Consider the following 6,246-nt stretch of genomic DNA (forward strand, 5'->3'; position numbering starts at 1 on the left):
GGGGGAGTCTATCCCCGCGAACGCTCTCACGTTTCGAAATGCTGCATCACCCTCGCTCCCAATATTCTCTCCCGCAAGCGGGAGAGAATATTGGGAGCGAGCTTCGACTGCTTTATGCTCAGAAGCGTTCGCCCGCGCGGGTTTGACACGGTCCCGTCGGCGGCGACTTTCTTTCAGTCGCGCAATTTGGGGTGCACAAAGCGGTTCTGATCGGTTATCAGAATGGCCAGGGCGTTCGCGTTTGCGGGGCCCGTATCCGGTTCGGGGCTCTTGATGAAGACAATCACGATTGCAGTTGTTGCGCTGATGGCGCTTTCCCTTAGCTCCTGCGGACGACGCGGGCCGCTGGAAGTGCCGCCGCCGACGCCCGAACAGCAGGCGCGCGCCGCGAAGACGCAATCCGAACCGACCATCCGGCTTGCCCCCAATGACAAACCGATCGTGTTCGACGGCTCGGGCGACAATGTCGTCAATGCCGGGCCGGATGCCGCCGTCGATGGCGAGCCCTTCCTTCTCGATCCACTGCTTAACTGACGCAGGCCAGACGTGAACCATTTCGAATATCGCGACGGCGTTCTCCATGCCGAGGGCGTATCCATTCCGGCGATCGCGGCGGCCGTCGGCACGCCGTTCTATTGCTATTCCACCGCCACCTTCGCCCGCCATTACAAGGTCTTCGCCGAAGCCTTCGCGGGCACCGATGCGCTGGTCTGCTACGCCGTCAAGGCCAATTCCAACCAGGCGGTGCTTAAGACGCTCGCCAAACTCGGCGCCGGCATGGACGTGGTGTCGGAAGGCGAATTGCGCCGCGCGCTTGCCGCTGGCGTCCCGGCCGAAAAGATCGTGTTTTCCGGCGTCGGCAAGACCGTGCGAGAGATCGACTTCGCGCTTGACGCCAGCATCTACTGCTTCAATGTCGAATCCGAGCCGGAACTGGAAGTGCTGAATGCGCGCGCCATGGCGAAGGGCGTTGTCGCCCCGGTCTCCTTCCGCATCAATCCGGATGTGGATGCGAAGACCCATGCCAAGATTTCCACCGGCAAGAAGGAAAACAAGTTCGGCATCGCGTTTTCCCGCGCCCATGATGTCTATGCCCATGCGGCGGGCCTGAAGGGCATTCGCGTGAACGGCATCGATATGCATATCGGCAGCCAGATCACCGAGCTTTCGCCGTTCCGTGATGCCTTCCGGCTGATGCGGGAGCTGGTGAGCGAGCTGCGCGCGGCCGGCCACGAGATCGACCATGTCGATGTCGGCGGCGGGCTCGGCATTCCCTATCAGTTCGACAACAATCCGCCGCCGGAGCCGCTCGCCTATGCCAGCGTCATCCGCGAGGAACTGGCGGGTCTCGATTGCCGGATCGTGGCCGAACCGGGGCGGATGATCGCCGGCAATGCCGGCATCTTCGTCACCGAGGTCCTGTATGTGAAGGATGCCGAGGCGAAGAGCTTCGTCATCGTCGACGGGGCGATGAACGACCTGATCCGCCCGACGCTCTACGACGCCTATCACGATATCCGCACGGTAGTGCTGAAGCCCGGAGCGGAGCGGATGACCGCCGATGTCGTCGGCCCGGTCTGCGAGACTGGTGATTATCTGGCGCTGTCGCGCGAAATGCCGCGCCCCGACCCCGGCGATCTGTTCGCGGTGATGACGGCGGGCGCCTATGGCGCGGTCCAGGCCGGCACCTACAATACCCGCCTTCTGGTGCCGGAAGTGCTGGTCGATGGCGACCGCTTCCACGTGGTGCGACCGCGCGGAAGCTATGACGAGTTGATCGGGCTCGATTCGCTGCCCGACTGGCTTTAGGCCGGTCGCGGTAATGTGAACCGGGAATTTCCAGGCCTCACCTCGCTATCGACACAAAGCGTGCTATTCTGAGGCCATCACGCCGCGCGACCACAGGGGCTCATGACCGGGCAGAATCACACTGCGGGAAAACCCAAAGACGCTGTCGATGATGCGCTGACGCGCCGCATCCGCCGCAAGCGCGCGCTCACGCGTTTCAATCTTTTCGTTGAACAGCTTGTGCCGCTTCTTTTGTGGCCCGTTGCGGTGATGGCGCTCTATGTCGCGCTGTCATGGCTCGGCGTGTTCCTGCTACTGCCGTTTGCCGTCAGGATCGCGCTGCTGTTCTTCCTCGTCGTCGGTTTCGTCGTCAGCCTGTGGCCGTTGCGTCATCTGCGCATTCCCTCGGTCCACGCCGCCGAGCGGCGGCTGGAGGCGCACAACGCGCTCGCGCATCAGGCGATTTCGGTTCGGCTCGACCGGCCGGCGCGGCAAACGCCGGAGGCGATGGCGCTGTGGCAGGCCCATCAGCGCCGCATGGCCGAACGCCTTCGCGCAATCGACAGCGGCCTGCCGAAACCGGACCTTGCCGGAGTCGACCCCTATGCGCTGCGCGCGGTTCCCGTGCTGCTGCTGTTTGTGGCTTGGTTCTATGCCGGTCCCGACAGTGCGTCGCGGCTTGCCGATGCCTTCGCGCCGCCAGGGGGCGAGGGTGAGACGCAGGTGGCGCTCCGATTCGATGCCTGGATTTCGCCGCCCGCCTATACCCGCAAGGCACCGGTCTATCTTCAGTCCGATGGCGGCGAGGCGATCACCGGCATTCCCGAAGGCTCGGTGCTGACCGTGCGGCTTTCCGGGGAGGGCGCGGACCAGCCGATCACCTTCACGCCCGACGGCAACGCGGAAGCGCAGGCGCCGGCCGAGGCCGAACAGGGCGCGCTCGCCAACAGCGCAAGCTTTCTGCTGGCTTCGGACGGTCGGCTTGATGCCGCCGGACGGAGCTGGGAGATTGCCGTCGATCCCGACGAGGCGCCGATGATTGCGTTCAAGGGCACACCGCGCGCGGCGGCAAACGGGGCGTTGGAACTCGAATACACCGTGACCGACGATTACGGCGTCACCCGCGCCCATGCCGAAATCGCACCGGCCGGCGATGTCGATCCGCATGCCGAGCCGGTCTATCCGCTGCCGGAATTTCCGCTCAACATGCCGGCACGCTCGTCGAAGGATCATTCGGCCTTCACCAGCCGCAATCTGACCGAACACCCGCTTTCCGGCACGCCGGTCACGATCACGCTGATCGCAGAGGATGCGGCCGGCCATGTCGGCAAAAGCCCGGCGCTGGAGATGGTGTTGCCGGAGCGCACCTTCCGCAATCTGCTTGCCGGCTCGGTTGCCGAGCAGCGCCAGATCTTCGCGCTCGACACCCGCCGCATGCCGGTGGCGCTGCAATATAGCGCGGCGATCACGCTCAGGCCGGAGGAGACGATCCCGGACCTCACGCAATTCCTCCTGATCAAGTCGGCCCAGACCCGGATGGCGCTTGCCCATGACGCCGACAGCTATCGCGATACCGCCGATTACATGTGGGATATCGCGACCGGCATCGAGGATGGCGCGCTGTCGGATGCCGAGCGGCGGCTGCGCGAGGCGCAGGATGCGCTGAGCGAGGCGTTGGAGAACGGCGCATCGGATGCCGAGATCGCCCGGCTGATGCAGGAATTGCGCGAGGCGATGCAAGAATTCATGTCGGAGATGGCCCAGCGCATGCAGCCCTCCGAGCAGATGCCCGGCGACCAGCAGACGCTGCGCCAGCGCGATCTCGACAATCTCCTGAACCAGCTTGAAAACCTCGCCCGCTCCGGCAATCGCGATGCCGCCCAGCAGCTTTTGTCGGAGCTGCAGCGGATGATGAATAATCTCCAGCCGCCATCTTCAACCGCCCAGCAACAGGGCGGGCAGCAGAATTCCGAGATGCGTCAGCAGATCGACAAGCTTGGCGAACTGATACAGGAACAGCAGCGGCTGATGAACGAGACCTTCGACCTCGATCAGCAATTGCAAGACCGGGAACGCTGGGGCGATCCGCAGCCTTCGCCGGGTGATCAGGCGGAGGATGGCGAGAAAGCGCCCCGCGACATGACGGCGGAGGAGCTGCGCGAGGCGCTGAAACAACTTCAGGAACAGCAGCAGGGGCTCGCCGAACAGCTCTCGGAAATGCAACAGAAGCTCTCCGAACTTGGCATGCCGCCGGCGGAAGGCTTCGATCAGGCCGGCGAGGCCATGGAAGGCGCGGCCGGCGCGCTCGGCGAGGGGGAGGGGTCCGCGGCCGTCGAGGGCCAGGGCAATGCGCTGGAGGCGCTGCGCCAGGGCGCACAGCAGATGATGAATTCGATGATGGCGCAGGGGCAGGGTCAGCAAGGGCAGGGCCCGGGCGGACAGACCGGCTGGGGCAACCAGGCCGGCCGCGACCCGCTTGGCCGCAATCAGGGGGCCGACGGGCTCGATTTCGGCGACAATGTCGATGTTCCCGACGAGATCACCGTTCAGCGCGCCCGCGAAATTCTCGACGCCATCCGCGAGCGGCTGAACGAACAGGCGCCGCTGCCCTCCGAACCGCCCTATCTGGAGCGGCTTCTGGAACCCCAGTCTCAGAACTGATTTTTGCTTCAATATGCCTTTAAAACGCACCCTTTCGGCGCCACTTGAATCAATGGCGCCCACATCGGAGCGTCGGCATCAAGGGGTATCGTCATGTCCAAGAGATTCGAAAACAAAACCATCATCGTGACCGGAGGCGCTTCCGGCATTGGCGAGGCCTGCGTCCAGCTCCTGGCGCGTGAGGGCGCCAATGTGGTTGTGGCCGATCTCAACGAGGACCATGCGAAGAAGACCGTCGCCGAGGTCGCGCAATCCGGCGGCAAGGCCGCCGCCTTCGCCGTCGACGTGAGCGACCCGAAGGCCGTGGAAGCCATGGTCGATTTCGCCGTCAAGACATTCAGCGGACTTTATGGCGCGGTCAACAATGCCGGCATTGGCGGTCCGTCGGAGCCGATCGGCGATTACGATATCGAAGCATGGCACAAGGTGCTCAATGTCGACCTGCATTCGGTATTCTACTGCATGAAATATGAGCTTGCCGCGATCGAGGCATCGGGCGGCGGATCGATCGTCAACATGTCGTCGATCCTTGGAACCAACGGCTTTTCCACCGCGCCGGCCTATGTTGCCTCGAAACACGCCGTGGTCGGCATGACCAAGTCTGCGGCGCTGGAATATTCCAAGCGCGGTATCCGCATCAATGCCGTCGGCCCCGGCTTCATCCGCACGCCGCTGCTTGATGAGAACCTTGAGCCGGAGGATATCGAAGGCCTCGTCGCCCTCCATCCGATCGGTCGGCTCGGAAAATCCGAGGAGGTCGCCACCCTGACGGCCTTCCTGCTCTCCGAAGATGCCTCCTTCGTCACCGGCAGCTACCATCTGGTGGATGGCGGCTACGCCGCGCAGTGAGGCAAGCAAAGGGCCGTTGTCCTCGGCGGGAAGCGGCCTTTTCAAAACTGCGGCGGTTGTAGCCCGGCCCTATGCCGCCAGCGCGCGGGCCACGGCCTTGCGGATATCGGGCAGGGCGAAGGGTTTGGAAACCACGTCGACGATCTTTTCCATCAGGTCATCGGCGCGTTCGCGCTGTTCGGCAAATCCGGTCATCAGCAGGATCTTGGTGCGCGGATGGTCGTGCGCGGTGGCGTGCGCCAACGCAATTCCGTCCATGATCGGCATGCGGACATCGGAGAGCAGAAGGTCGTAGTGGCTTTCGCTCAGGAGTTCGAGCCCCTCGGCGCCGTCACAGGCTTCCACCGTCTCGTGACCGTCGAGCCGCAAGGCGCGGGCGACAAACATACGCAGCGATGCCTCGTCTTCGGTGATCAGAATCCTCGCCATGGCGCTATCCAGTTCTCTCTGTCTTTCAAAACCCGTATTGCAAACCTGTTGTTCCAGGCTTTGTTGCAATGGAGATGACCAGAACTTTCCTAGCGAGAGGTAAACATCGAAATGTGGCGGTTTATGTAGTTAACAAGCTGTTCGGACTGTATTTATGCTTGATTAAGCATCCCCGGTCACCACGCCGACGAAGGGAAGCTCGCGGAAGGCGTAGGCCACGTCCATGCCGTAGCCGACAACGAACTTGTCCGGGCAGCAGAAACCGGCGTAGTCCGCCTCAAGCGCTTCCTCGCGCTTGTTCTGCTTGTCGAGAAGAACTGCGACCGAAACATTGGCCGCGCCGCGCTCCAGCATCAGTTCTCGCGCGAAACGCAGCGTGCGGCCGGATTCGAGAATGTCGTCGATCAGCAGGATGTCGCGGCCCTCGACCTCGCTGTCGATATCCTTGACCATCCGTACCGACTTGCCGACCGTGCCGGTGCCATAGCTCGACAGCGTCATGAATTCGACTTCCGGCGC

At 63.3% G+C, this 6,246-nt stretch carries 6 protein-coding genes; 4 read left to right on the forward strand and 2 right to left on the reverse strand.

Annotation, left to right across the window (positions count from 1 at the left end; genetic code table 11):
* Positions 1-273: 273 nt before the first annotated feature.
* The 4 genes from lptM to B4E36_RS08445 all read left to right on the forward strand — a co-directional run bounded on the left by lptM (position 274) and on the right by B4E36_RS08445 (position 5,298).
* Complete coding sequence (lptM, locus tag B4E36_RS08430) at positions 274-534, forward strand: LPS translocon maturation chaperone LptM (protein ID WP_292057420.1); 261 nt, start codon at positions 274-276, stop codon at positions 532-534.
* 12 nt (positions 535-546) lie between these two features.
* Positions 547-1,809, forward strand: a complete 1,263-nt coding sequence (gene lysA / locus B4E36_RS08435; protein WP_292057421.1) for a diaminopimelate decarboxylase — start codon at positions 547-549, stop codon at positions 1,807-1,809.
* A 102-nt stretch (positions 1,810-1,911) separates the two neighbouring features.
* The gene (locus tag B4E36_RS08440; protein ID WP_292057422.1) at positions 1,912-4,449 is read left to right on the forward strand and encodes a TIGR02302 family protein; all 2,538 of its coding nucleotides are present in this window, start codon (positions 1,912-1,914) and stop codon (positions 4,447-4,449) included.
* Positions 4,450-4,542: 93 nt separating this feature from the next.
* Positions 4,543-5,298 carry an SDR family NAD(P)-dependent oxidoreductase gene (locus B4E36_RS08445; protein WP_292057423.1) on the forward strand — a complete coding sequence of 252 codons (756 nt, stop codon included), beginning with the start codon at positions 4,543-4,545 and terminating at the stop codon, positions 5,296-5,298.
* Between the two features lie 69 nt (positions 5,299-5,367).
* Here the strand turns inward: B4E36_RS08445 and B4E36_RS08450 are convergent, their stop codons facing one another.
* The gene (locus B4E36_RS08450; RefSeq protein WP_018063863.1) at positions 5,368-5,727 is read right to left on the reverse strand and encodes a response regulator; all 360 of its coding nucleotides are present in this window, start codon (positions 5,725-5,727) and stop codon (positions 5,368-5,370) included.
* A gap of 162 nt (positions 5,728-5,889) precedes the next feature.
* Positions 5,890-6,246 (reverse strand): phosphoribosyltransferase (locus B4E36_RS08455; RefSeq protein ID WP_345900232.1); only part of this gene is annotated, 357 nt, incomplete at its 5' end.

The organism is Martelella sp. UBA3392 (genome assembly GCF_002358775.1).
Taxonomy (GTDB): domain Bacteria; phylum Pseudomonadota; class Alphaproteobacteria; order Rhizobiales; family Rhizobiaceae; genus Martelella; species Martelella mediterranea.